Annotated in this window: 22 protein-coding genes; 11 read left to right on the forward strand and 11 right to left on the reverse strand. The window is 34.2% G+C overall.

Annotated elements, in window-relative coordinates; all coding sequences use genetic code 11:
* Positions 1 to 14: 14 nt before the first annotated feature.
* Complete coding sequence (locus tag RBH94_RS02495; protein WP_307882236.1) at positions 15 to 1,763, forward strand: M14 family metallopeptidase; 1,749 nt, start codon at positions 15 to 17, stop codon at positions 1,761 to 1,763.
* A gap of 49 nt (positions 1,764 to 1,812) precedes the next feature.
* On the opposite strand, the gene RBH94_RS02500 is transcribed toward RBH94_RS02495, so the two are convergent.
* The 3 genes from RBH94_RS02500 to RBH94_RS02510 all read right to left on the reverse strand — a co-directional run bounded on the left by RBH94_RS02500 (position 1,813) and on the right by RBH94_RS02510 (position 4,669).
* On the reverse strand, positions 1,813 to 3,480 hold the full coding sequence (locus RBH94_RS02500) for a SulP family inorganic anion transporter (protein WP_307882237.1): 1,668 nt from the start codon (positions 3,478 to 3,480) through the stop codon (positions 1,813 to 1,815).
* Between the two features lie 76 nt (positions 3,481 to 3,556).
* Complete coding sequence (locus tag RBH94_RS02505; RefSeq protein ID WP_307882238.1) at positions 3,557 to 3,952, reverse strand: hypothetical protein; 396 nt, start codon at positions 3,950 to 3,952, stop codon at positions 3,557 to 3,559.
* Positions 3,953 to 4,084: 132 nt separating this feature from the next.
* Positions 4,085 to 4,669 (reverse strand): NUDIX hydrolase, encoded by a 585-nt coding sequence (locus RBH94_RS02510; RefSeq protein WP_188223521.1) that lies wholly within the window; start codon positions 4,667 to 4,669, stop codon positions 4,085 to 4,087.
* Positions 4,670 to 4,803: 134 nt separating this feature from the next.
* Between RBH94_RS02510 and pyrE the strand changes: the two genes are divergently transcribed.
* Both pyrE and RBH94_RS02520 read left to right on the forward strand, forming a co-directional pair.
* Positions 4,804 to 5,448, forward strand: coding sequence for an orotate phosphoribosyltransferase (gene pyrE / locus RBH94_RS02515; protein WP_307882239.1), 645 nt, complete (start codon positions 4,804 to 4,806; stop codon positions 5,446 to 5,448).
* A gap of 34 nt (positions 5,449 to 5,482) precedes the next feature.
* The gene (locus RBH94_RS02520; RefSeq protein ID WP_307882240.1) at positions 5,483 to 5,878 is read left to right on the forward strand and encodes an SRPBCC family protein; all 396 of its coding nucleotides are present in this window, start codon (positions 5,483 to 5,485) and stop codon (positions 5,876 to 5,878) included.
* On the opposite strand, the gene RBH94_RS02525 is transcribed toward RBH94_RS02520, so the two are convergent.
* A complete protein-coding gene (locus RBH94_RS02525; protein ID WP_307882241.1) occupies positions 5,875 to 6,606 on the reverse strand; it encodes a biotin--[acetyl-CoA-carboxylase] ligase in 732 nt (243 codons plus the stop codon). The two genes, RBH94_RS02520 and RBH94_RS02525, sit on opposite strands and share 4 nt — an antisense overlap.
* 97 nt (positions 6,607 to 6,703) lie before the next feature.
* Here RBH94_RS02525 and rsfS point away from each other — a divergent pair, with 97 nt between their 5' ends.
* The 6 genes from rsfS to RBH94_RS02555 all read left to right on the forward strand — a co-directional run bounded on the left by rsfS (position 6,704) and on the right by RBH94_RS02555 (position 11,479).
* Positions 6,704 to 7,075 (forward strand): ribosome silencing factor, encoded by a 372-nt coding sequence (rsfS, locus tag RBH94_RS02530; RefSeq protein ID WP_188223517.1) that lies wholly within the window; start codon positions 6,704 to 6,706, stop codon positions 7,073 to 7,075.
* Positions 7,076 to 7,080: 5 nt separating this feature from the next.
* Positions 7,081 to 9,018 (forward strand): ATP-dependent zinc metalloprotease FtsH, encoded by a 1,938-nt coding sequence (ftsH, locus tag RBH94_RS02535; protein WP_307882242.1) that lies wholly within the window; start codon positions 7,081 to 7,083, stop codon positions 9,016 to 9,018.
* A 124-nt stretch (positions 9,019 to 9,142) separates the two neighbouring features.
* On the forward strand, positions 9,143 to 9,751 hold the full coding sequence (locus tag RBH94_RS02540; RefSeq protein ID WP_307882243.1) for an LUD domain-containing protein: 609 nt from the start codon (positions 9,143 to 9,145) through the stop codon (positions 9,749 to 9,751).
* Position 9,752: 1 nt separating this feature from the next.
* A complete protein-coding gene (locus RBH94_RS02545) occupies positions 9,753 to 10,571 on the forward strand; it encodes a phosphatidate cytidylyltransferase (RefSeq protein ID WP_307882244.1) in 819 nt (272 codons plus the stop codon).
* Complete coding sequence (locus tag RBH94_RS02550; protein WP_307882245.1) at positions 10,561 to 11,217, forward strand: phosphatidylserine decarboxylase family protein; 657 nt, start codon at positions 10,561 to 10,563, stop codon at positions 11,215 to 11,217. Before RBH94_RS02545 ends, RBH94_RS02550 begins: the two co-directional genes overlap by 11 nt.
* Positions 11,210 to 11,479: an acyl-CoA-binding protein gene (locus RBH94_RS02555; protein ID WP_307882246.1), complete on the forward strand. Its 270-nt coding sequence runs from the start codon at positions 11,210 to 11,212 to the stop codon at positions 11,477 to 11,479. The genes RBH94_RS02550 and RBH94_RS02555 overlap by 8 nt, the downstream gene beginning before the upstream one ends.
* Positions 11,480 to 11,869: 390 nt before the next feature.
* Here the strand turns inward: RBH94_RS02555 and argS are convergent, their stop codons facing one another.
* Positions 11,870 to 13,654, reverse strand: coding sequence for an arginine--tRNA ligase (gene argS, locus RBH94_RS02560; protein WP_307882247.1), 1,785 nt, complete (start codon positions 13,652 to 13,654; stop codon positions 11,870 to 11,872).
* Positions 13,655 to 14,138: 484 nt separating this feature from the next.
* On the opposite strand from argS, the gene RBH94_RS02565 reads away from it, so the two are divergent.
* Positions 14,139 to 16,208 carry a tetratricopeptide repeat-containing sensor histidine kinase gene (locus RBH94_RS02565; protein WP_307882248.1) on the forward strand — a complete coding sequence of 690 codons (2,070 nt, stop codon included), beginning with the start codon at positions 14,139 to 14,141 and terminating at the stop codon, positions 16,206 to 16,208.
* On the opposite strand, the gene ctlX is transcribed toward RBH94_RS02565, so the two are convergent.
* Positions 16,209 to 17,144, reverse strand: coding sequence for a citrulline utilization hydrolase CtlX (gene ctlX, locus RBH94_RS02570; RefSeq protein WP_307882249.1), 936 nt, complete (start codon positions 17,142 to 17,144; stop codon positions 16,209 to 16,211).
* Between the two features lie 154 nt (positions 17,145 to 17,298).
* On the opposite strand from ctlX, the gene RBH94_RS02575 reads away from it, so the two are divergent.
* Positions 17,299 to 18,201, forward strand: coding sequence for a cation diffusion facilitator family transporter (locus tag RBH94_RS02575; protein ID WP_307882250.1), 903 nt, complete (start codon positions 17,299 to 17,301; stop codon positions 18,199 to 18,201).
* Here RBH94_RS02575 and RBH94_RS02580 read toward each other — a convergent pair.
* From RBH94_RS02580 to rplQ, 5 genes are all read right to left on the reverse strand, one after another.
* Positions 18,191 to 19,105, reverse strand: a complete 915-nt coding sequence (locus tag RBH94_RS02580) for a dimethylarginine dimethylaminohydrolase family protein (RefSeq protein ID WP_307883129.1) — start codon at positions 19,103 to 19,105, stop codon at positions 18,191 to 18,193. The two genes, RBH94_RS02575 and RBH94_RS02580, sit on opposite strands and share 11 nt — an antisense overlap.
* 74 nt (positions 19,106 to 19,179) lie before the next feature.
* Entirely contained in the window at positions 19,180 to 20,466 is a 1,287-nt protein-coding gene (locus tag RBH94_RS02585; protein WP_307882251.1) for a citrate synthase, read from the reverse strand.
* Between the two features lie 180 nt (positions 20,467 to 20,646).
* Complete coding sequence (eno, locus tag RBH94_RS02590; protein WP_307882252.1) at positions 20,647 to 21,936, reverse strand: phosphopyruvate hydratase; 1,290 nt, start codon at positions 21,934 to 21,936, stop codon at positions 20,647 to 20,649.
* A gap of 152 nt (positions 21,937 to 22,088) precedes the next feature.
* The gene (carA, locus tag RBH94_RS02595; RefSeq protein ID WP_307882253.1) at positions 22,089 to 23,195 is read right to left on the reverse strand and encodes a glutamine-hydrolyzing carbamoyl-phosphate synthase small subunit; all 1,107 of its coding nucleotides are present in this window, start codon (positions 23,193 to 23,195) and stop codon (positions 22,089 to 22,091) included.
* Positions 23,196 to 23,284: 89 nt separating this feature from the next.
* Positions 23,285 to 23,758 (reverse strand): 50S ribosomal protein L17, encoded by a 474-nt coding sequence (gene rplQ, locus RBH94_RS02600; protein ID WP_307882254.1) that lies wholly within the window; start codon positions 23,756 to 23,758, stop codon positions 23,285 to 23,287.
* Positions 23,759 to 23,812 lie beyond the last annotated feature (54 nt).

A 23,812-nucleotide genomic window follows, 5' to 3' on the forward strand; every position in this document is an offset into this window, starting at 1 on the left:
AAGTATTAAAAAAAATGCCCAAAACACTTCTGCTAGTTACTTTAATCTTATGTTTTATTTCTTGTAAAACTCATACAGATTCTCAAAAAGATTTCACAACACTGTTTGAAAATTCCAATGGTACAGAAACTCCGGAGTACGAAGAAGTTATCGCCTACTACAAGGATTTAGCCGATGCTTATCCTGAAGTTTCTCTTTTTGAAGTCGGGAATACCGACTCTGGGAATCCTCTTCACGTTGTTGTGTACAACAGCTCGCCTATTTTGAAATTGGAAGATATTAAGTCTTCTTCAAAAAACAGGATTCTTATTAACAATGGTATTCACCCCGGAGAACCAGATGGTATTGATGCCTCCATGATGTTACTAAGAGATATTGTTCAAAACGATTCCTTAAAACAGGCTTATCAAAATTCTATTCTGGCTTTTATCGCTGTTTATAATATTGGCGGCGCCTTAAACAGAAACTCACACACTAGAGCCAACCAAAATGGTCCAAAAAGCTATGGTTTTAGAGGCAACGCCAGAAACTTCGACTTAAACCGCGACTTTATCAAACAAGACTCGAAAAACGCCGCAGCTTTTGCTGAAATTTTTCATAGTATAAACCCCGATGTGTTTATTGACAATCATGTTAGTAATGGTGCAGACTATCAATATGCAATCACGCACCTATTCACGCAACACAATAAATTAGGTGGTAATTTAGGTGAATATATTGAACATAAGATGCGTCCTGAAATAGAACAATCTTTGAATGATAAAGATATTATTATCACACCTTATGTAAATGTTTGGGGCAGTACTCCTGAAGTTGGATTTTCTCAGTTTTTCGATTCCCCTAGATATTCCACCGGTTACACCACACTATTTAATACTTTAGGACTAATGGTGGAAACCCACATGCTTAAACCCTATGATATTCGCGTAAAACAAACCTATGAATTAATGCTTTCGGCCTTTGATTTTACCGAAAAAAACTCAAAAACCATAAAATCATTACGTAAAAATGCGTTTCGAGATATTCTATCAAAACAAACATTTCCGATTAGTTTCAAAATAGACTCTACCCATTTTACAACTTTAGAATTTAAAGGTTACGAAGGTTATTACATTCAGAGTAATGTTACTAATGGAAAGCGTTTGTTTTATGACCAAAATCAACCCTATACCAAAACCATAAAGTATTACAACAACTTCTTACCTAACAAAACTATAAACATACCTAAAGCCTACATTTTAAAACAAGGCTGGCACGAGGTTATTGACCGATTAAAAAATAATAACATTGAGTTTTCAACATTTAAAAATGATACAACTCTAACAGTAGAAACAAATCACATTGCCGATTACAAAACGGCATCAATACCTTTCGAAGGCCATTATTTACATAATAATACCTCGGTAACCAAAGCAACAAGGTCGGTGAGATTCCAAAAAGGAGATCTTTATATTCCAACAAACCAAAATGGTGTTAGATATTTGTTGGAAACATTAGAAACCGAAGCGACAGATTCATTTTTTAACTGGAATTTTTTCGACACCATTCTTCAACAAAAAGAACATTTCTCGGCTTATGTTTTTGAAGACCTTGCAGAAAACTATTTAAACGAATCACCTCAATTAAAAACTGATTTTGAACAAAAAATAGCAACCGATGAAGCTTTTGCTAAAAACCCGAATGCTCAGTTAGAATTTATTTATAAAAATTCTCCGCATTACGAAGAAGCTTATTTACAATTGCCAATCTATAAAGTATTTTAAACAAAAAAACACATCTATTGATGTGCTTTTTTTTATAATGATATTTAGTCTAAAAAAACTTGTATTCCGATAATGGTTTTGGGAAGTTTTCAGGATTCTCAGCTAAATGATAGCGTGGATCATCAACATCTTCTACAATAACTTCTTTAAACTTCGGACTAGATTTATACAGTAATACTTTACAATCTTCACTTAAATGTTTAAGTTGAATACGTTTTCCTTCAGCTTCATATTTTTGAACCAAATTAAAAATGGCTTCTAACGCCGAATGGTCACTAACGCGAGACTCTACAAAATCGATAACCACTTCTTCCGGATCATTTTTCACATCAAACTTTTCATTAAATGCAGTTATAGAACCAAAGAATAAAGGCCCCCAAATCTCATAAGTTTTGGTTGTACCGTCTTCAGACAAACGCTTTCTGGCACGAATACGCTTGGCATTTTCCCAGGCAAACGCTAGCGCTGAAATGATAACACCTACAAAAACCGCAATCGCTAAATCGTAAATTACCGTTACCGCGGATACAATAACTAAAACGACAGCATCGGCAACAGGTATTTTTCTAATAATTCTGAAACTAGACCAAGCAAAAGTTTCGATAACCATCATGAACATGACTCCTACCAAAGCTGCAATTGGTACTTGCTCGATATATTTATCGGTAAATAAAATAAACGTTAGTAAGGTTACAGCCATCATAATACCTGATAATCTACCACGACCACCGGCATTAATGTTAATTACGGTTTGACCAATCATACCGCAACCACCTGTTCCGCCAAACAACCCGCTAACCATATTTCCTGCACCCTGAGCAATACACTCACGATTTCCGTTTCCTCTGGTTTCCGTTAGTTCATCTACCAGGTTCATGGTCATTAAAGACTCTATTAACCCCACTGAAGCCGCTAAAAACGCATATGGTAAAATGAATTTTAATGTATCTAAATTAAACGGAAGATTTTGCCATAATTCTAAATTTGGTGTTGGGAATTCGCCTTTTAAACCATTTCCACCACCTTCAACTATATAAGACCCTACAGTACTTACATCTAAACCTCCAAGTACGGCAACTCCTGTCGTTACTAAAATAGCTGTTAACGCAGCAGGAAGTTTTGTCGTAACCTTTGGTAACAACCAAATAATTCCCATTGTTAACGCTACCAAACCAATCATGGTCCATAACTCCGCGCCTTGCATAGGAATGTTTATATATTCCTTTACGCCTTCAGCTGTTATATTTAATTGTTTATGTGAAAACATACGCACCTGAGCCATAAAAATGACAATGGCCAAACCGTTTACAAAGCCAAGCATTACAGGATGCGGAATCAATCGAACAAAACGTCCTAATTTAAAAACTCCAGCAAGAATCTGAATGATTCCCATAAGAATAACTGCAGCTAGCAAATAGAAGTACCCCATATTTTCTATGGGTTGATCGAATAACATGCCTTTAGTATGCCCCTCTGAAATTAAGTGCACAAAAATTACAGCCACAGCACCGGCTGCCCCAGATATTAAACCTGGTCTACCACCAAAAATAGCGGTAATTAAACCAATAATAAATGCTCCGGAAAGTGCTACTAGAGGATCTATCTGCGCTACAAAGGCAAAGGCAACCACCTCGGGAATCATAGCTAATGATACGGTGATTCCTGCTAGAACATCATCTTTAGAATTTGGAGTGATTTTTCTTATAAAATCTGTCATGCGTTGTCGGTTTTTAAGGGTGCAAATTTACAGCTTAAATACAGATAAGCAACAGTATACTTCTATAATTAAGTTACTAAACTACTATAACGTTTGCGCAAACCTCCAGAGATTTCAACCAATATAACGCAGCGTCTCTACTTCTAAAGAATTTAATATTCCACGTCTTACTTTCATTATTAACACTCATTAAGGTTTCGGTAGACATCAAACCTGCCTGAGAAGCTATCACTACAGCCATAGCTGCGATTTCCTGTAAATCTCCAATTACCTTTTGAGCTTCAAAAGTATAACTATAAGCATTACTTTTATTAATCAACACTTTAAATGGCGCCACTAAACTACTAAGCAAGAAATCGTGATATTCATCAACCTTTTGCTCACACATAACCTCACCTTCACGAACAATAACTTCGGCTAAACTACTATCATGAATAATAATTTCACCAAACGAAAGTCTGTAACTTTTCATTTAATATTTTATAATCGAGAGACTTTTTATTTCATTACTATCAACCTAGAATAACAGCAATATTACAGTAAGTAACCTCAGGCAAATCTAGTTACTTTTTAAAAACAAAAACAAATAAAATAAAATTTTAAACTACCGAACTAAAGTCTGAATATTGGCATAAGAATTCTGTAAAGCTTCATCTATTTGTTTTGGATCTAACCAGGCTACTTTGGTAATCCCCTCTTCTTCCTGAGCATATAAATTACCTCTAAAACTGGTTTTCATTTCAAACCAATAGGTGATTTTTATTTTATAACGTCCGTTACGTTTAAAAATATGGTAAGTCGTTTCTAAAGGTTTTGTTATCTCCAGACCTGCAACTCCAGTTTCTTCGGCTACTTCTCGAACCGCTGTTTTTTCAATCGTTTCAGCGCCTTCAACTTTTCCTTTAGGTAAATCCCACTTATCGTTTCTGTAAATAAATAGAATTTCATTATCGTCGTTATATACTTTACCTCCTCCGGCAACAACATTAGGTAGCTTTTTTAAAAACTTTTTTAAGAGCTTTTCTTCCTTTTTATGTATCAAACGCACTTCCTGTAAATTAGAAGTATTAAGTTCCTTAATAACTTTTCTAATATTTACAGTGTCCAGCAAATAATTTTTAAAGTTGGTTTCCTCCTCGATTTGAGTGGTTAAAATTATAGGTTTATCGCCAACAAAAACTTTATACATACAATACTTTATTGTGTTACTGTTCGGTAAAAATATCAATTTTACATACAACGTATTACAATCCGGAAAAATATTTTTTCATTACTATGAAACATATCCTGTAAAAATTTAAATTTATCATTATTTTTGCTGCTATGATATTTAATAAACATACCGCCAAAAAAACGGCTGAAGTTTTATTGCAGGTTAATGCCATAAAACTTAGTCCAAAAGAGCCTTTCACATGGGCTTCAGGATGGAAATCACCTATTTACTGTGATAACCGTATTATTTTATCTTTTCCGCCAATTCGTAACTACATTCGCGAAACCATGGCAAAACAAATCGAAAAACAATATGGCAAACCCGATGCTATTGCTGGTGTTGCTACCGGTGCTATTGGTATTGGTATGCTTGTTGCCGAGTATTTAGGGCTTCCTTTTATTTATGTAAGACCTGATGCTAAAGGTCACGGAAGAAAAAACCAAATTGAAGGTTTTATTGAACATGGCCAAAACGTTGTTGTTGTAGAAGATCTTATTAGTACTGGAAAAAGTAGTTTAAATGCTGTTAAAGCCTTAAGAGATGCTGGTATTAACGTAAAAGGCATGATTGCTATCTTTACTTATGGTTTTAATGTAGCGACCGAAAATTTTGAAAAAGAAAATGTATTTTTACAAACACTTGGTAACTACGAAACCCTTTTAGAACAGGCTTTAGAAACCAACTACATTTCAGAAAAAGACTTAGCGACACTTTCTGTGTGGAATTCTAACCCAAGTGAGTGGAATGCTGAATAAGTATTAAACTTGTTCTTCAAAAAATTGACAACCTATGAATTTAGAATCACCAAAAGTTAAAGTTGATAAATCTCCGGAAGACATTTTTAACTTTTTAGAAAACATAAAAAACTTCGAATCTTTAATGCCTGAAAACATTAGTAAATTTCAAGTACTAAGTGACGACACCTTTCTTTTTGCTTTAAGCGGTATGCCGGAAATTACGCTTAAGAAAAAGGAAGTAACACCTCCAAACAAAATTGTTTTAGGTGCTGCCGGTGGAAAAATAGATTTTTCTCTTGTTGGAAACATCAATAAAGTTGATGAAGCATCTAGTGAAGTACAATTGGAATTTAGCGGCGACTTTAACCCTATGATGGCTATGATGATAAAAGGCCCTATTAAAAAGTTTATTGAAACGCTTGCCACAAGCATTCCAAATTCAATTTAATACAATAACGTAATCGTTTTTAAATCGAATTCTTTTATAAGATCATCTTCCAGTAAAACCTGAAGCATTCCTGTATCGGAAACCGATTTAATAATACCAGAAAACATGAAACCTTCATCATTTTTAAATGTTGAAGGTTTGTTTTTTCTAAACAGGTAACTTTCGTATTCCTCTTTTAACACCTCCAACTTACTTTGTTTTAAAAGTTCAAAATATGTTTGTAATTGTATGATAATGCGATGTGCAAGTTCTTCCAAATCAAACGTTTTACCTGTAACTAATTTTAAGGACGACGCCTTAGGCAAATTTTCAAAAGCAGTTTGATTCACATTCAACCCCATTCCAATAATTGAACTGGCATATTGCCCCTGTTTTATGGCATTTTCAATTAAAATACCACAAACCTTCTTGTTTTCTGACAAAATGTCGTTAGGCCATTTCACATTTAATTTAGGTATATCAAAACCCTCTAATGTCTTCACAACTGCTAAGGAAGCCACCATACTAATATAAAAAGGATACTGAATTTCAAAACCTAAAAGACTCTTAAACACACTAAAGGTAAGGTTTTTAGAAGATTGAGAGTTCCAGACACTCCCCATTTGACCTCTCCCCTTAGTTTGATTTTCTGTAATAACCGCGGTATAATCATCAACAGGCATTTCGGCACAAAGCGTCTTCAAATATGTATTTGTAGAGTCGATGGCACTAAGTTTGATTATGTTCATGTATTGGTTATTATTATTATTAGATAAAATCTTAATACTTTTTTAAGGCATAAAGAAATAAAAAAATAATAACTTTGCATAAACTCAAAATAATTTAATGGCGAAAAAAAACATAAGCGCAGACCAGTTGATATCGGTAATAATTAGTGGTATCGAAGACGTAAAAGGACAAGGTATTAGTATCTTAGATTTAAGAGAAATTGAAAATACGGTTTGTGATTACTTTATAATTTGCGAAGGTACTTCAAATACGCAAGTAAACGCTATAGTAAATTCTGTTCAGAAAAAAGTAAGCAAAGAACTTAAAGATAACCCTTGGCATGTTGAAGGCGTAGACAATGCTGAATGGGTATTAATCGATTATGTTAACGTTGTTGTACACGTATTCCAAAAACAAATCAGACAATATTACGACATTGAAAGTCTTTGGGGAGATGCAAAAACAACAGTTATAGAAACGAGTTACTAAAACGCATGGCAAACAACAAAAAAAATACAAAAGAAAACAAACCTAAATTCAGTCCGTACTGGATTTACGGTATATTAATAGCTCTTTTTTTAGGGTTTCAACTATTCGGAAACAGTGGTTACGACGAGGGTAAAAAAATAACACCTAGTGACTTTTTTAAATATTTGCAAGATGGAGATATTGAAAAAGTAGATGTTATTACCAACACGGGTACTGCTAAAGTATATCTTACAGATGAAGCGCTTCAAAAAGACATTCATAAAAATTCTAAATCAACAAGTTTTATTCCTTCGGCAACCAAGTTACCAAACTACACCTTTAAATTTGGTAGCCTTAACAAGTTTGAAGAAGACATAGATAAGGCAAAAGAGAACTTAAGTCAGGTTCCTGTTATTGCATTCGATCAAGAACATGACACCTGGACTAATCTTTTAATGGGTATTCTTCCGTTTATTTTATTAATTGCGGTTTGGATTTTCATTATGAGACGTATGTCTGGTGGTGCAGGTGGAGCTGCAGGAGGACAGATTTTCAACATCGGAAAATCGAAAGCTAAATTGTTCGATCAAAATACCGAAGTTAAAACCACTTTTAAAGATGTTGCTGGTCTGGAAGGTGCTAAAGAAGAAGTACAGGAGATTGTTGACTTTTTAAAGTTCCCTGAAAAATACACCACACTAGGAGGTAAAATTCCTAAAGGTGCTTTACTGGTAGGACCTCCGGGAACCGGTAAAACCTTATTAGCTAAAGCCGTTGCCGGTGAAGCTAAAGTACCGTTCTTCTCGTTATCAGGATCAGATTTCGTAGAAATGTTTGTAGGTGTTGGAGCTTCTCGCGTTAGAGATTTATTTAAGCAAGCCAAAGAAAAGTCACCGTCAATTATCTTTATTGATGAAATTGATGCTATTGGTCGTGCCAGAGGTAAAAACGCCATGTCTGGAAGTAATGACGAACGTGAAAACACCTTAAACCAATTACTAACAGAAATGGATGGTTTTGGTACCAATACAAACGTTATTGTGTTAGCAGCAACCAACCGTGCAGATATATTAGATAAAGCGTTAATGCGTGCCGGTCGTTTTGACAGACAAATTTATGTTGACCTTCCGGATATTCGTGAGCGTAAAGAAATCTTTGAAGTACATTTACGCCCGCTTAAAAAAGCTGAAGATTTAGATTTAGATTTCTTATCAAAACAAACCCCAGGTTTCTCTGGTGCAGATATTGCTAATGTTTGTAACGAAGCGGCTTTAATTGCTGCCAGAAATGGTAAGAAGTCGGTAGATAAACAAGATTTCCTTGATGCTGTCGATAGAATTATTGGTGGTTTAGAAAAGAAAAATAAAATTATCACTCCAAGTGAAAAACGTGCTGTTGCCTTCCACGAAGCTGGTCACGCTACAGTAAGCTGGATGTTAGAACATGCTGCGCCACTTGTAAAAGTAACTATTGTCCCTCGCGGTCGTTCGTTAGGTGCTGCATGGTACTTACCTGAAGAACGCTTAATTGTAAGACCTGAACAAATGCTAGACGAAATGTGTGCTGCTCTTGGTGGTCGTGCTGCTGAGCAGGTTATCTTTGGAAAAATTTCAACAGGAGCATTAAGTGATTTAGAAAAAGTAACTAAACAAGCTAGAGCTATGGTTACTATCTATGGCCTTAGTGATAAAGTAGGTAACTTAACCTATTACGATTCTTCAGGACAAAATGAATATGGTTTTACAAAACCTTATAGTGAACAGACTGCCGAGTTGATTGACAAAGAGATTTCAGACATCATTGAAAAGCAATACAAAAGAGCGGTAGACTTACTTGAAGAAAACAAAGATAAACTTACCGAACTCGCTGAAGTTCTTCTGGAAAAAGAGGTTATTTTCAAAGATAATCTTCAAAAAATATTTGGAGAACGTCAGTTTGAAACGGAAGAAGTTGAAACGAAGTAAGAGTAGGCTTTAGCCTTATTTTATAAACGTTTTACCAAAAAACTTAAATTAACCGTACGGTTAATTTAAGTTTTTTTATATTTGGTTGTCCTCAAGGAAAAATGTATTAATAGCAAGCTTACTAATGAGTCTTTTTAGAAAAATTTTTGGTTCAAAATCTAATCAGTCTGACGACGAACTAAAGTCTGAAGAAAGAGGCAAGTATATGCCTGAAATTAAACTTCCTATAGATGAAAGGTTTACCATAAACTTTAAAGCAAATGGAGGTAAATTTCTTTACTGCGAGAACCTGAATGAGATTTTTCAAAATCTGCAAAACATCCTTGAAGAAAACGATTGGGAAAACAAAACCGCTTTAGTTGTCGACGAACATTTAATTTCGAAATTTAAAAATTTTAACTTTAAAGCATCAAATAAAGTAAGTGAAGCTTCTTTTTTCCTGACAACTTGCGAAAATTTAATTGCCAACGACGGTTCTTTATTAATTTCTTCAAAGCAAATTTTCGAAAAGAAACTACCCGACTTACCCGAAAATTTTGTGGTGTTTGCCACTACCAGCCAAATTGTAGAAAACATAGGTGAAGGTTTAAGAGGCATTAAAGCTAAAAACAAACAAAAAATACCTACAAATATTACCACCATAAAACATTTTAAATCGAGTCAGGAAAAAGATTTTCTTAGCTATGGTAGCAGTGCTAAAAACTTATACTTACTCCTTTTAGAAGATTTATAGAATGAAGGAAATTCTAACTAGATCACTTTCTGGCGTACTTTACGTCTTGCTTTTGCTTGTTTGTATGCAATTCGAGCATTTGTTAATAGCCTTATTCTTTATTTTTGGTTTAATCTGTTTGGGTGAATTTAATAAACTCATTCAGTTAAAGAGTTATATACCCTACATCATTTTTGTTGCACTGTACACTATTTTTGGCTATTGGCATTTAATTATTGACGCTAAAGGTCTGGATGAAGCCACACAGATACTTATGGTGTTGAGCATTTTTGTCAACCTATTTTTAATTAAGGATTTATTTTCAGAAAAGACAATACCTCTTTTTAGCTCTAGGCGTTTCCTTTTAACTACGTTTTACCTATCCAGCGCCTTTGTATTTTTAATTTTAATAGCAGATTATCACGATACGTATAACTCAAACATTTTATTGGGAGCCTTTCTCCTTGTGTGGGTTAACGATTCATTTGCTTATTTAGTTGGTAAAAATTTTGGTAAGCAAAAGCTTTTTGAAAAAATATCACCTAAAAAAACTGTTGAAGGTTTTATGGGTGGACTATTTTTTTCGTGCATAGCAAGTTATTTTATTAGTACCTTTGCGGAAACTTTAAACTTTACAAGCTGGTTAGTATTAAGTATAATTATTAGTGTTTTTGGTACTTTAGGCGATTTAGTAGAGTCTAAATTTAAAAGACAAGCTAACGTTAAGGATAGCGGTGTTATTATGCCTGGACATGGTGGATTATTAGACCGATTAGATAGCATAATATTTACTGCCCCGTTTATATATTTATTTTTAAGATTGTTACAATATGTTTCATAAAGAGGGTTATAAGATAATTATTGTTACGTTTATACTAGTAATTTCTGGTACAGTATTAGTCGATAATTTTGTAACTATCGATTGGCTTCGATTAGCATTAAAACTTGTTCTTTTAGTATTTTTAATTCTTATACTTCAGTTTTTCAGAAATCCTAAACGACACACAAAACCTAACGAAAAACAGGTAGTATCACCAGTAGATGGAAAGGTTGTCGTTATCGAAGAAGTTTTCGAAAAGGAGTTTTTTAATGAAAAACGTCTTCAGGTTAGTGTATTTATGTCTCCAATAAATGTTCACGTTACCCGTTACCCTATTGGAGGTAAAGTTGTTTTTAGTAAATATCATCCCGGTAAATACCTTGTTGCCTGGCACCCAAAAGCTAGCGAAGAAAATGAACGTACCACAGTTGTTGTTGAAAACAAAACTTACGGACAAGTGCTTTACAGACAAATTGCAGGAGCTTTAGCAAAGCGTATAGTAAATTATGCTAAAGTTGATGATACCGCTACTCAAGGTGCCGATTCAGGATTTATAAAATTTGGCTCTAGAGTCGATTTGTTTTTGCCTCTAGACACCAACATTAAAGTAAAATTAAACCAAAAAGTAAAAGGTGGAGAAAGCATTATTGCAGAGACCAATGAGTAATACCGAAGCATTAGATAAAGAGTTTCAAGAAGCTGTAGATCGTGTAAATTCACATACCGATCCATTTCCAGCTGATATCCTTTTAAGTCTTTATGCCTATTACAAAAAGGCAACCAACTCTTACAGTAAGCCTAATAGTAAAAAAGCCATTATAAACGCATTCAAAACCAATGCTTTATTTCAGGTAAAAAACATAAGTGAAAACGAAGCCAAACGTAAATACATAGACCTGGCTAATCATTACTTTTTATACGGAAAATAGTTCGTTTTTCATTCCAAAATTATAAACACAACAACCTATCAAAACTATAATCAGAATTGATACGATGATCGCTGTAATCCAGTAGATTTTCCTTCTTTTCTTTTTATGAAAAATTAATTTTGAAATAGGGTGTATCAAAACTTTTGTTACTGATTTCGAACGTGACGCTTTGCTATATGTGTTTTGAACAACTTTCATCATTTAATTTACTAACTTAAAGAAAGTAAACGCTTTATAGTTTTCAAAATATAAAATTAAGGTTGATCATTTTATCCCCATAAATTGACAATAAAACCCAACTTTTCAAATAAAACACTAATGGATTTAAGTATATAAAATAAAAAAGGGACCAATTTGGTCCCTTTTTTATTTTAATATCCTTTTAATAAACTACATACGTTCAGGAACCTGAATCCCTAAAACGCTAAATGCATTCTTAATAGTATTTGCTACTTGCTGCGAAAGCTGTACCCTAAAGATCTTCTCATCTTCATTATCTGCTCCTAAAATCGATACATTCTGGTAAAATGAATTAAACTCTTTTACCAAATCGTAGGTATAATTTGCTATCAATGCCGGGCTATGTTGGGCTGCTGCATTTTGAATAACTTCTGGAAATAACTCTAATTGCTTTAAAAGCGATTTCTCTTTTTCATGTAAAGTAATTTCTGAAGCGGTTAAATCTTTAGAATAATCAAAATCAGCTTTTCTTAAAATGGCTTGTATTCTAGCGTAAGTATATTGAATAAAAGGTCCTGTATTCCCTTGGAAATCGATAGATTCTTTCGGGTCGAACAAAATACGTTTCTTAGGGTCTACTTTTAAAATATAATATTTTAAAGCACCTAAACCAATGGTTTTATATAAGGCCTTTTTCTCGTCTTCTGTGTAACCATCAAGCTTACCTAACTCTTCTGAAATCTCTTCGGCAGTAGAAGCCATCTCATCAATTAAATCATCGGCATCAACAACTGTTCCTTCTCTACTCTTCATTTTACCACTTGGCAAATCCACCATCCCGTAACTTAAATGATAGAGATTTTCAGCCCAGTCGAATCCTAACTTTTTAAGAATAATGAACAACACCTGAAAATGATAATCCTGCTCATTTCCTACGGTATAAACCATACCGCCAACATCTGGAAAATCTTTAATACGCTGAATCGCCGTACCAATATCCTGTGTCATATAAACAGCAGTTCCATCGGCACGCTGTACAATTTTCTTATCTAATCCTTCTTCGGTTAAATCACACCATACAGAGCCATCCTCTTCTTTAAAGAACACACCTGATTTTAATCCTTCTGCTACAAATTCCTTTCCTAACAAATACGTGTTACTTTCATAATACAAAGTATCGAAATCTACACCCATGTTAGTATAAGTTTCAGCAAAACCATCATACACCCAGCCATTCATGGTTTTCCAAAGAGTCACAGTTTCTTCGTCACCAGACTCCCACTTACGTAACATATCCTGAGCTTCTAATAATAATGGTGCTTCCTTCTTAGCTTCTTCTTCGGTTTTACCTCCAGCAACTAACGTCTCTATTTCTTTTTTATATTCCTGATCGAATTTCACATAGTAATTACCTACCAGTTTATCACCTTTTAATCCACTAGTTTCAGGTGTTTCTCCATTACCAAACTTCTCCCAGGCCAGCATACTTTTACAAATATGAATTCCACGGTCGTTAATAATTTGAGTTTTATAAACCTTCTTTCCAGAAGCCTTTAAAATTTCGGCTACACTATACCCTAAAAGGTTATTTCTAATATGCCCAAGGTGTAAAGGCTTATTGGTATTTGGTGAAGAGTACTCCACCATGATCGCTTTATCTTCAGGACTAGGAACTACAAAACCGTAGTTTGAATCGTTCTTAATGCCTTTAAAAAAGTTCAAGTAATACCCATCGCTAATTTCTACATTTAAAAACCCTTTAACTACATTAAACGCTTTTACTTCATCTACATGTTCCACAAGATAGTTCCCTATAGTCTCCCCTATTTGTACCGGGTTTCCTTTTACATAGCGCAACATTGGGAAAATCACTACAGTGATATCTCCTGCAAATTCTTTTCGAGTTGCTTGAAATTCTACGGTATCTATCGATACATCAAAAGATGCTAAAACGGCTTGTTTTACTTGGTCTTGTAAAGTCTGTTGAAGGCTCATTTATGGTCATTTTTTAGGTCAGCAAAGATAAAACTTTTCTTAAAGCATTTAATCATAAATTGGTTTTAAAAATTAAGCTTTCCATTTATAATCTAAATTTATCAATTTCAAACACCAAAACACCTCAAAACCCTCTATTACAAATAATTACTAAAGACACCCTATTACTGTAATAAAAACACATGTATTTCATCGATAAACATGTCGTTTTTCTATGATTTTTACCGTTCATCTATTCGTCGATGTTTTTCAAAAAAGCATCATGTCGGTTTATCTAAAATATTGGTAATAAAACAGAGAAATTAGATTATAACATAGCATTTTCTAATTTTGTTAAGTAAAGCTATTAATCCAAGTCCTTTTTTTAGACTCTAAACAAAAAATCTAACATAATAACATTACAGCTTAATAAAGCAATCTTTAATTCCCTCAATTAAGATGACTTTAGTTACTGCTTTATTCATTTTTGTAATTTGAATATTGTATGAGGAGAATAATTACTTTAATTGCACTTGCTATCTCTACACTGCTTAGTTTTTCACAAACTCAAGAGTTAGATAGTCTTTCCATACAATTAGCTTTCGAAACTCAAGATTCTTTAAAAGTTGAAACCTCGCTTAAAATTATTGAACTACTTTATAACAATAAAAATTACGATAAGGCCATAAAGTACATTATTGAAAGTGAAAAGTTATCTAACAGTCTAAACTACGACAAAGGTATTGCGGAAACCACCTACTATAAGTCTTTAATTTATGCTCAAAAAGGCGACTATATTAATGCAATAAACGGATACCATAAATCAAAATCCATTTACCAGAAACATAATGACACTACCGGTATTGCTAAAGTGAATAATAGCATAGGATTACTGGAAATTAAACGGGGAAATTATTCTGAAGGTTTACAATATTGTTTAGCAGCTATTAAAGTATTAGAAGAGTTGAATCTAAAGAATGATTTATCTCTCGCCTATACCAATTTAGCCGAAGCCTATTCCAAAATTGGCGCTACAGATTACGCTATAAAATTTAATTTAAAGGCACTAGATGTACTGGAACAGTTAAATGATAAAGAAGCCATTTTAAAAACCAACTTGCAATTAGCGGAACTATATTCTAGTAACAAAGAATATCGAAAGTCTATAGAGTTTTATGAAACCGTCCTCAATCGAGCGAGTAAATCCAACGACTCTATTCGAGGCAGGGTTTACCCAAAACTCGGTCGGGAATATTTAAAGTTTAATGATTACGACAAAGCCTCACAATACCTCCTTGAAGGATTAACACTTAACAGAAAATCTAATGATAAAGCCGGTTTATTACTGGCTTTAAATGGTTTAGGAGACCTTAATTTACACTTAAACAGATTAAAACTTGCTGAGCAGCAACTATATGAAGCAGGTACGATTGCTAAAAGTATTGCTAACAACAGAGAGCTGCTAACCTATTACAAACTGATGAAAGATCTGGATTCTACCAAACGTAGATTTGACAGAGCTTATGTTTGGCAACGTGAATACTACGATTTAAAAAACAGTCTCGATCAAACTGATATAATAGATAGCAAACCTTTAAAGGCTTCAGATTTAGAATTTAATCCAGATTTCGACAAAGAAGTTTCAACAACCATTGAAGAACCTGTTAATAACTTAAAAAGTCAACCTCAGGAAACCCATTCAGGAATCAACAAATTCAAAGTTGTCCTGTATGGATTACTAGCCGCCTTAGCTATTGTCTCGACGTTTTTAATCCTCATTTATGTTAAGCGTAACAGCAACATAAAATATACGCAAGAGTTAGAAGAAAAGAATATCAAAATCCAATTACAAAACGAAGCTTTTGTCGAGCAAACTCAGCATTTAGAAAACGTGAATAACGTAAAGGATAAATTGTTCTCAATTATATCTCATGATTTAAAAGACTCTTTATCTTCTATAAATGGCTTTATTAATTTAATGAAAGAAGGCTCGTTAACGCGAGAAGAATTCGATAACTTGATTCCCGAATTAAGCGAAAATGCCAATAACGCCTCTTTATTATTATTTAACTTATTAAACTGGTCTAAATCGCAAATGCAGTCCCTAGACCCAAAACCTTCGCTATTTGATATTCAGGAAGTTTTTGAAGCTAAAGTAAAACTTATTGAACAACGACTGGAAAGCAAAGGCATTGAATTGGTCGATCATTCTTTACGTGACTTTGCTTACGCTGATAGAAGTATGATTGAAATTGTTATTCAGAACCTTTTAGCAAATGCCCTTAAATTTTGTAAAAGTGGAGATACCATTACCGTTTCAAACCACATTAGCAATGGAAGTTGCATTATTAGCGTAGCCGACACCGGTATAGGAATCTCTAAGGAAAATATGGATAAACTGTTTAAAAACAGTTCGTTCACCACCTTAGGAACCAATAACGAAAAAGGAACTGGTTTAGGACTTTCTATCTGTAAAGAACTGGTAGAACTCAATAACGGTAAAATTTGGGTTGAAAGCACCTTAAATGTCGGAACGACATTCTACATTCAACTACCTAAATCTAAACCCGTATAATTAAGCTTTTGGCAAAAATACTTCTGCCATCATACAACGCGCACTTCCTCCGCCACAGGCTTCAATAGTATCTAAAGAACTTGATACTATTTTTGTATGCTTTTCAAGTTTACTAATTTGCTGTTGCGTTAAAGAAGCATGGGCAGCGGCACTCATAATTAAATAACGTTCATCGTTTGCTCCTTTCACCTGAAGCATATTACCTGCAAAATTATTAACCTGTTCTTCGGTAATATCAATAACTTCTTTTCCATCAGATTTAAGATGCGTTAATAGATTTTTGCGCTCTTTTTTATCATCAATACTACTCAAACAAACTACAGCAAACGTCTCTCCCAAGCACATCATAACATTGGTGTGATATATAGCCTTTCGCTCACCGTTTACAGTTTGATTTGCATTAAATAGTACAGGGAAATATTCAAAATCTTCACAAAACTCAATAAACAACTCTTCGTCTGCTCGAGGCGATAATGCACAATATGCTTTTCGATTTACTCGATCTAACAACAAACTTCCGGTACCTTCTAAAAATACGCCTTCCATTTCAGCTTCGGTGTAATCCACCACATCATGAATTACAAAACCGGCTTCTTCAACGGCCAACAATACTTCTTCACGACGTTCTAAACGCCTGTTTTCAGCAAACATAGGATATAAAGCTATGGTTCCATTTTCGTGAAAGGACACCCAGTTATTTGGGAAAATTGAATCTGGTGTATCAAATTCATTTGTATCATTAACAACAATTACGTTTAAACCTATGCCTCGTAATTTTTCAACGTAAGCATCAAATTCCCGCTGTGCTTTTGCATTTACGGTATCTGGTAATAAATCATCTAAAACCTTTTGATAGTAATTATTTACTGCGGTTTGTTCATTCATCCTGAAATGTATTGGACGAATCATTAAAATAGTATTTGTTGTCTGTTGCATATTGATAAATTTCATCACAAAAATAGAATTATTTACAGGATAAAATCACATCTGTGTTTGTATTTAACATAGAAGAATCCTCGTTTTAATTATAAAAAATTTAACTTCGTTTTTCTAAACTTATCGCTTTTAAGAAAAGTTTTATTTCAAACTAATGAGCAACGAACAGACAGCCATAAAGACCACGTATTTTAGTATTATAGGAAATACCTGTTTAGCCTTATTAAAAGGATTGGCTGGAGTGTTTGGCAATTCGTATGCCTTGATTGCCGATGCTATAGAATCGACTACCGATATATTTTCGTCAGTATTGGTATTACTCGGACTTAAATATGCTAAAAAGCCTGCCGATGACAATCACCCGTATGGTCATGGAAAAATAGAACCCCTTATTACTTTTATTGTAGTTGCTTTTTTAGTGACTTCAGCAACCATTATCGGTTACGAAAGTATCGAACATATTCAAACGCCACACAAAAAGCCTAAACCATGGACGTTAATTGTTTTGGGTGCAATTATCATCTGGAAAGAAGTTTCGTTTCAAATTGTTATAAGGAAAAGTAAAGAAACTCATAGTTCTTCTTTAAAGGCAGATGCCTGGCACCATCGTAGTGATGCCATAACTTCGGTCATGGCTTTTATAGGTATTTCAATTGCGCTTATTTTTGGAGAGGGTTACGAAACTGCCGATGACTGGGCTGCATTACTCGCATCAGGATTTATTCTTTACAACAGTTATTTGATTTTCAGACCTGCTTTGGGTGAAATTATGGACGAACACCTTTACGACGATTTAATTCTTGACATTAGAAAAAAGTCGCTTGAAGTTCCCGGAATATTAGGCACCGAAAAATGCTATATCAGAAAATCGGGAATGCGCTATCATGTAGACTTACATGCAATGGTAAATAGTAATATAACAGTAAAAGAAGGACATGATTTATCGCATAAACTGAAAGACTATCTTCATAGTCAACTTCCCAATTTAGGAAATATTTCTATTCACATTGAACCAAATGATTGCAGCTTAGATAGCTGTAAACATATTACACCCTGATTAAAGGCATTGTTGAACAACGTAACAAACCTTCCTGCTTCGCTATTTCAGAATACGATACCTCCTCTACGGTAAATCCTTCGGAACGCAGCCAATTGTTTAGACGGGTAAAGTTTTTCTCTGAAATTACAACGTCTTCAGAAATTGAAAAGACATTACTGTACATATTATACATTTCATCTTTAGTAATCTCAAATATATTTTCCTTTCCGAAAAAGTCTACTAACCATTCATATTCTCTTTCGATTAAGAAACCATTTTTATGAAGAATTGCTTTTCCTTTTCCTAAAGGCTGAAAACAACAGTCTAAATGTAACGCATTTTCTTTGGCATTGGTATTAGATTTTCTTAGTTCGAATGACTTAACCATTTTCTCAGGAAATAATTCCTGCAATGCTATAACTGCATCCATATTGGTACGTGCTGTAATCAGATCTGGATAGTTATCTCCGGAATAGGTTCCAACAAAAATATAATCATTCCAAGGCATGACATCACCGCCTTCTACATGGCATTCTTCAGGAAGAATTATCCTATGGTCTTCTTCAACCTGATTCCATATATAATCTATAGCATGCACTTCTTGATCACGATTGGGCAAGATATTAGCTCGTATCATTTTGTCTTCAATAACAAAAGCTATATCGCGAGAAAATATCTGATTACAATCTTTAATAACTTCTGGCCGAAACACCTGAACGTTGTACTTTTCGAAAACTTTAGCCACTTCATCCATTTCCTGAATCATATCGGCTTCTTTAGGGTAAGTTCCGGCTAGTACATGTTCTATACTTTTAGGGTCGTAACATTCTTCGGGCTTAGGTATAGGTCCGTTACTTTCGGCTGTTCCAAGTACCACAGCTTTAAGTCTAGATGTCTCGTCTTTTATATTCAGTTTTAGCATGCGCAAATATAAAAAAAGCTCCATAAGTAAATCTTATGAAGCCTTTTCTTTTATACACTAATATTGTAAAAATATTATCTCTCGTCTATAGGAACAAATTTTCTTTCGGTTGCACCAATGTAAACTTGTCTCGGTCTACCAATTGGCTCCTTGCGTAAACGCATTTCTCTCCATTGTGCAATCCATCCAGGTAAACGTCCTAAGGCGAACATTACTGTAAACATATCCGTTGGGATACCCATTGCTCTGTAGATAATTCCTGAATAGAAATCTACGTTTGGATATAATTTTCTATCTACGAAGTAGCTATCTTCTAAAGCTTCTTTTTCTAATCCTTTAGCTACGTCTAAAATAGGATCTTGCACACCTAAATCTCCTAACACTTCATCTGCAGCTTTTTTGATAATTCTTGCTCTAGGATCGAAGTTTTTATAAACACGGTGTCCGAATCCCATTAAACGGAATGGATCGTTTTTATCTTTAGCTTTAGCCATGTATTTTTTAGTATCTCCACCATCTGCTTTAATACCTTCTAACATTTCTAATACAGCTTGGTTAGCCCCTCCATGTAATGGTCCCCAAAGCGCAGAAATACCGGCAGAAAGTGATGCAAATAAACCAGCATGAGATGATCCTACAATTCTTACTGTAGATGTAGAACAGTTTTGTTCGTGATCGGCATGTAAGATTAATAATTTATCTAAAGCATTGATAAGGACCTTATTTTGTTCGTAAGGATGATTAGGTTTTTCAAACATCATTTTTAAAATGTTCTCTACGTAACCTATTTCATCACTACCATAATTTAACGGTAACCCTTGTTTTCTACGTAATGTCCAAGCTACTAAGACAGGAAATTTCCCTAAAATTTTAACTATAGCTTTGTACATATCTTCTTCTGAATCAACATTTACAGAAGAAGGGTTAAACGCTGTTAAAGCACTTGTTAAAGAAGCAATAACTCCCATTGGGTGTGCAGATCTTGGGAATGTTTCAACAATTTTCTTTACATCCTCGTCTACTACAGCCTCAGCTTTAATATCTTCGTGAAATTTTTCGTTTTGTTCTTTTGTTGGAAGTTCTCCAAAAATTAAAAGATAAGCAACTTCTAAAAAATCTGCTTTCTCTGCTAATTCTTCAATGCTATAACCTCTGTACCTTAAAATACCTTGCTCACCATCTAGAAAAGTTACACCACTTTCGCATGATCCGGTGTTTTTATAACCTGGATCTATAGTTATTACACCTTTTGTTGCTGCCCTTAATTTTGTAATATCTATCGCAACTTCTTTCTCTGTTCCTTCCACTAATGGAAATTCATGTTTCTCACCGTTTATTTCAATGGTAGCAGTATTAGCCATATGTATTTTAATGATTGTTTAATTTAATTTTATTGGATCGCTAATTTAATAAATATCTATATACTTTAGAAGGAGATCAAACTAAAGATTTCATCAATTAACATATTGTTTAGAATCTAAGTATAAAAAAAGGCGATTATTAAACAATAATCGCCTTTTTTTGAATATTCTTTGACCTTTTTACTTCACTTTAAAAGCTTTTTCTTGAGGAAAGTAAGCTACATCGCCTAACTCTTCTTCAATTCTAAGTAATTGGTTGTATTTCGCCATACGATCGCTACGAGACGCCGATCCTGTTTTAATTTGACCTGTATTTAATGCTACTGCTAAATCAGCAATAGTATTATCTTCAGTTTCACCTGAACGGTGAGACATTACAGACGTATAACCTGCATTGTGAGCCATGTTTACAGCTGCAATAGTTTCTGTTAAAGTACCAATCTGGTTTACTTTAATAAGAATTGAGTTTGCAATACCGTTCTCGATACCTCTTGATAAACGCTCTACGTTAGTTACGAATAAATCGTCACCTACTAACTGTACTTTATCACCAACTAATTCTGTTAGGTAACTCCAACCTTCCCAGTCATTCTCATCCATACCATCCTCGATAGAGATAATTGGGTATTTAGAAACTAACTCTGCTAAATATTCAGCTTGTTCTTTACTTGATCTTGTTACTCCAGTATCCCCTTCGAATTTAGCATAGTTATAAACACCATCTTCATAGAACTCTGCAGAAGCACAATCTAAAGCTATCTTAACTTCTTCACCAAACTTGTAACCAGCATTTTCAACAGCTTTTGCAATTGTTTCAATAGCATCTTCTGTTCCGTCTAAAGTTGGAGCAAAACCACCTTCATCACCAACAGCTGTACTTAAATTTCTATCGTGTAATACCTTTTTAAGGTTATGGAAGATTTCAGTTCCCATTTGCATAGCGTGTGTAAAGTTTTTCGCTTTAACAGGCATAATCATGAACTCTTGGAATGCGATAGGTGCATCACTATGAGAACCTCCATTAATAATATTCATCATTGGTAATGGTAATGTGTTTGCTGAAACACCACCTACATAACGGTATAACGGTAAGCCTAGTTCTCCAGCTGCTGCTTTAGCAACTGCTAAAGACACACCTAAAATAGCATTGGCTCCTAATTTAGATTTGTTATTAGTACCATCTAAATCAATCATAATTTGATCGATAAGGTTTTGTTCGAAAACTGAAACCCCTAATAATTCTGGAGCAATGATAGAGTTTACGTTCTCTACAGCTTTTAAAACTCCTTTACCCATATATGCACTACCTCCATCGCGTAACTCGACAGCTTCGTGTTCTCCTGTTGAGGCTCCTGACGGTACAGCAGCTCTTCCTAAAACATCATTTTCAGTAACTACATCTACTTCAACAGTAGGATTCCCTCTAGAATCAAGAATTTGTCTTGCGTGAATATTAATTATTACACTCATAATTCGTTATTTTTAAATCTTTTATTTATTCAAATTTACGCTTTAATCTTATTTTATTTATGAAGTTTTTTAAGAAATATTCAAAATAACAGCTAAAACGTTTTAGTAAAGAAAATCCTCAAAAAAACTTACTGTTTTTTGAGGATTTCGTACTATTTATTTTTGATGTTTTCTATAAACTGATCGAAAAGATACGACGAGTCGTGTGGCCCAGGACTAGCTTCCGGGTGGTATTGTACAGAGAACACATTTTTACTCTTCATAGCAATACCTGCAACAGTATTATCATTTAAGTGCACATGTGTAATTTGTAAATCCTCATGGGCCTCAGTCTCCTCCCTGTTAATAGCAAATCCGTGGTTTTGTGAAGTTACCTCCCCTTTACCTGTTACCATATTCTTAACCGGGTGGTTAATACCTCTATGCCCGTTATGCATTTTATAGGTTGACACACCGTTTGCTAAAGCGATTACTTGGTGACCTAAACAAATACCAAATAATGGTAAATTTCTTTTGATGATTTCTTTAGCAACTTCCTGAGCTTCAGCTAATGGTTCTGGATCCCCAGGTCCGTTAGATAAGAAATATCCATCTGGATTAAACGCTTCTAAATCTTCGAACTTAGAATTGTATGGGAATACTTTAATGTAAGCATCGCGTTTTGCTAAGTTTCTTAAGATATTCTTTTTAATTCCAATATCTAAAGCAGCAATCTTGTATGTTGCATTTTCATCACCAAAATAGTAAGGCTCTTTAGTAGATACTTTAGAAGCTAATTCTAAACCTTCCATGTTTGGTACTTCAGCTAATTGCTTTTTTAAACCTTCAATACTATCAACTTCAGTTGAAATAACAGCGTTCATAGCTCCATTATCCCTAATGTAGCTTACTAATGCTCTAGTATCTACATCTGAAATAGCTAATAAATTATTTTTATCTAAAAACTCCTCCAAAGAACTATCTGCGGCGTCTCTAGAATATTCGTAGCTAAAGTTCTTAACCACAAGACCAGCAATTTTTACTGAATCTGATTCTACTTCTTCTGCATTAGTTCCGTAGTTACCAATGTGTGCATTGGTAGTCACCATAATTTGTCCGAAATAAGAAGGATCTGTAAAAATTTCTTGGTATCCGGTCATACCAGTATTAAAACATACCTCTCCAAATGCAGTTCCTTGCTTATTTCCTACTGCCTTACCATAAAAAATGGTACCATCTGCTAAAAGAATGATGGCTTTTTGTCTTTTTTGATATTTCATGTTTCACTAAAAAAGTTTTGCAAAATTGCACAAAAAAAAGGATAAACTAAAATAGTTTATCCTTTAATATTTGAAAATGTATCTAACATTTATTCCTCTTCGTTTGAAGCTTGAGTTTCTGCAGCAGGAGCAGCAGCTGGTTTAGAACCACCTCTTCTACTTCTACGAGTTGCTTTTTTCTCTGGTTTACCAGCAGTATAAAGCTCATTGTAATCTACAAGCTCAATCATAGCCATATCAGCGTTATCACCTAAACGATTACCAAGTTTAATAATTCTTGTATAACCTCCTGGACGATCTGCTATCTTAGCTGCAACACCTCTAAATAATTCTGTTACGGCCTCTTTTTGTCTTAAGCGAGACATAACAATACGTCTGTTGTGAGTTGTGTCTTCTTTAGACTTAGTGATTAAAGGCTCAACAAATTGTTTTAAAGCTTTTGCTTTAGCAACTGTAGTGTTAATACGTTTGTGCTCGATTAAAGAACATGCCATATTAGCTAACATTGCTTTTCTGTGAGCAGTTTGTCTACCTAAGTGATTTACTTTTTTTCCGTGTCTCATGACTTTTGGTTTTAAACTTCATCTTGCTCAACTCACTACTGAGGAGCAAACTAT

Source organism: Aestuariibaculum sp. YM273 (assembly GCF_030908365.1).
GTDB lineage: Bacteria > Bacteroidota > Bacteroidia > Flavobacteriales > Flavobacteriaceae > Aestuariibaculum > Aestuariibaculum marinum.

Excerpts from the sequence above, each read along its gene's own strand:
- RBH94_RS02495 (WP_307882236.1), top strand. The coding sequence starts at position 15 with ATGCCCAAAACACTTCTGCTAGTTACTTTAATCTTATGTTTTATTTCT.
- RBH94_RS02500 (WP_307882237.1), bottom strand. The coding sequence starts at position 3,480 with ATGACAGATTTTATAAGAAAAATCACTCCAAATTCTAAAGATGATGTT.
- RBH94_RS02505 (WP_307882238.1), bottom strand. The coding sequence starts at position 3,952 with ATGAAAAGTTACAGACTTTCGTTTGGTGAAATTATTATTCATGATAGT.
- RBH94_RS02510 (WP_188223521.1), bottom strand. The coding sequence starts at position 4,669 with ATGTATAAAGTTTTTGTTGGCGATAAACCTATAATTTTAACCACTCAA.
- pyrE (WP_307882239.1), top strand. The coding sequence starts at position 4,804 with ATGATATTTAATAAACATACCGCCAAAAAAACGGCTGAAGTTTTATTG.
- RBH94_RS02520 (WP_307882240.1), top strand. The coding sequence starts at position 5,483 with ATGAATTTAGAATCACCAAAAGTTAAAGTTGATAAATCTCCGGAAGAC.
- RBH94_RS02525 (WP_307882241.1), bottom strand. The coding sequence starts at position 6,606 with ATGAACATAATCAAACTTAGTGCCATCGACTCTACAAATACATATTTG.
- rsfS (WP_188223517.1), top strand. The coding sequence starts at position 6,704 with ATGGCGAAAAAAAACATAAGCGCAGACCAGTTGATATCGGTAATAATT.
- ftsH (WP_307882242.1), top strand. The coding sequence starts at position 7,081 with ATGGCAAACAACAAAAAAAATACAAAAGAAAACAAACCTAAATTCAGT.
- RBH94_RS02540 (WP_307882243.1), top strand. The coding sequence starts at position 9,143 with ATGAGTCTTTTTAGAAAAATTTTTGGTTCAAAATCTAATCAGTCTGAC.
- RBH94_RS02545 (WP_307882244.1), top strand. The coding sequence starts at position 9,753 with ATGAAGGAAATTCTAACTAGATCACTTTCTGGCGTACTTTACGTCTTG.
- RBH94_RS02550 (WP_307882245.1), top strand. The coding sequence starts at position 10,561 with ATGTTTCATAAAGAGGGTTATAAGATAATTATTGTTACGTTTATACTA.
- RBH94_RS02555 (WP_307882246.1), top strand. The coding sequence starts at position 11,210 with ATGAGTAATACCGAAGCATTAGATAAAGAGTTTCAAGAAGCTGTAGAT.
- argS (WP_307882247.1), bottom strand. The coding sequence starts at position 13,654 with ATGAGCCTTCAACAGACTTTACAAGACCAAGTAAAACAAGCCGTTTTA.
- RBH94_RS02565 (WP_307882248.1), top strand. The coding sequence starts at position 14,139 with ATGAGGAGAATAATTACTTTAATTGCACTTGCTATCTCTACACTGCTT.
- ctlX (WP_307882249.1), bottom strand. The coding sequence starts at position 17,144 with ATGCAACAGACAACAAATACTATTTTAATGATTCGTCCAATACATTTC.
- RBH94_RS02575 (WP_307882250.1), top strand. The coding sequence starts at position 17,299 with ATGAGCAACGAACAGACAGCCATAAAGACCACGTATTTTAGTATTATA.
- RBH94_RS02580 (WP_307883129.1), bottom strand. The coding sequence starts at position 19,105 with ATGCTAAAACTGAATATAAAAGACGAGACATCTAGACTTAAAGCTGTG.
- RBH94_RS02585 (WP_307882251.1), bottom strand. The coding sequence starts at position 20,466 with ATGGCTAATACTGCTACCATTGAAATAAACGGTGAGAAACATGAATTT.
- eno (WP_307882252.1), bottom strand. The coding sequence starts at position 21,936 with ATGAGTGTAATAATTAATATTCACGCAAGACAAATTCTTGATTCTAGA.
- carA (WP_307882253.1), bottom strand. The coding sequence starts at position 23,195 with ATGAAATATCAAAAAAGACAAAAAGCCATCATTCTTTTAGCAGATGGT.
- rplQ (WP_307882254.1), bottom strand. The coding sequence starts at position 23,758 with ATGAGACACGGAAAAAAAGTAAATCACTTAGGTAGACAAACTGCTCAC.